The organism is Mesorhizobium sp. M1A.F.Ca.IN.020.06.1.1, assembly GCF_004023265.1.
GTDB lineage: Bacteria > Pseudomonadota > Alphaproteobacteria > Rhizobiales > Rhizobiaceae > Mesorhizobium.
On the sequence record NZ_RZSR01001307.1, the window covers coordinates 1 to 1,275 of the forward strand.

The window sequence follows — 1,275 nt, forward strand, 5'->3', positions numbered from 1 at the left end:
AACGCGAGGCGCCCGCGGCGTTGATCACCGCCAGCTCCGAATCCGTGTTCATGGCGCTCAGCGTCTGCGCCACCGCGACCACCAGCGCGAACGGCACCACGATCGGGACGATCGAGGGGATGATCAGGGCCGCGACTTCGAAGAAGGTCAACGCCGACTGGCCGCTGTCGGTGACCAAATCAATCTTGGCGAGCACCTGCGTCGTCCACACGATCGCCAGTGTCCACGCCAGCGCCGCCAGGAACATCGCGGTAGCGCGACGCATGATGTAGCGTTCAACGACCTTCATGAAGGCTTTTCTCGATTGTGCCGAACGGCATCATGCCTGCCGACAAGGTAGTCATCCGCCGACGCCTGCACAACCGGGTCCATAGGCGGCTCATCTGGTTTGTCCTCTCCACGCCACGCGCCCGGCGCGGCGGAGTCTCCGCGTCAATGAATAAGAAATGCGAAACATTGATGGTTAACAACAGGTTGCGGCATAAAGCTTGCGTTCCGCCGCGACGAATCCTTGGTTGGTTTCGGCGCCGATATAGACAGCGATTTCGGCCAAAGTCTTGCCAAATGGCCGAAAACGACCAAATGTCGCGCACGCTCAAAAGCCGGTTCGCGGCGCCTCATCCCGGAAGCAGGATCTGATGACTTCGAGACCTTCGATTGCCTTCGCCAAATTGGCCGCGCCCAAAAAAGGCAGCGTCTTCGTGCTTGCGGCCGACGGAGGCGGCCTTGGCGATGCCGCGAAGGCCTGCGACCCGGCTGGCGCATTGGCGCGCGCGTTTCCGGTCGCCGATTTCTCCGGCAAGTTCGCGAGCTCGGTGGAAGTGCTGGCACCGGAGGGAACCTCTGTCGACCGGCTGGTGGCCGTCGGCGCCGGCAAGGTCGCAAGCCTCGACGACTACGCCTGGCTGAAGCTCGGCGGCGCGGTTGCCGCCGCGCTGCGCAAGGCTGTGGAAGTCGCTGTCATCCTCGATCTTCCGGACCTCCAGCCGGACGGCAGGCAGGCGGCGCACCTTGCCGCCGGCATCCTCCTGCGCAGCTACGGCTTCGACAAATACAAGACCAGGAAGGACAAGGAAGACGGCCAATCCGACGCCAAGGGGGCGGAGAGCAAAAAGGCCGAAACCGCAAAGCCGGCCAAGATAACCATCCACTGCGCCGACCCTTCCGCCGCCAAAAAGGCCTTCGCCGCGGAAGAGGCGGTTATCGAAGGCGTGCTGCTTGCGCGCGATCTCGTCAACGAGCCGGCCAATACGCTCGGTCCGGTCGAGTTCGCCG

General features: G+C 63.4%; 2 protein-coding genes. One reads left to right on the forward strand and one right to left on the reverse strand.

Annotated features, from left to right (window positions below; genetic code table 11):
- Window positions 1-289 (reverse strand): LptF/LptG family permease (locus EOA60_RS33515; RefSeq protein ID WP_128312650.1); only part of this gene is annotated, 289 nt, incomplete at its 3' end.
- Between the two features lie 349 nt (window positions 290-638).
- Between EOA60_RS33515 and EOA60_RS33520 the strand changes: the two genes are divergently transcribed.
- The coding region (locus EOA60_RS33520) for a M17 family peptidase N-terminal domain-containing protein (protein ID WP_281060806.1) at window positions 639-1,275 on the forward strand (637 nt) is incomplete at its 3' end.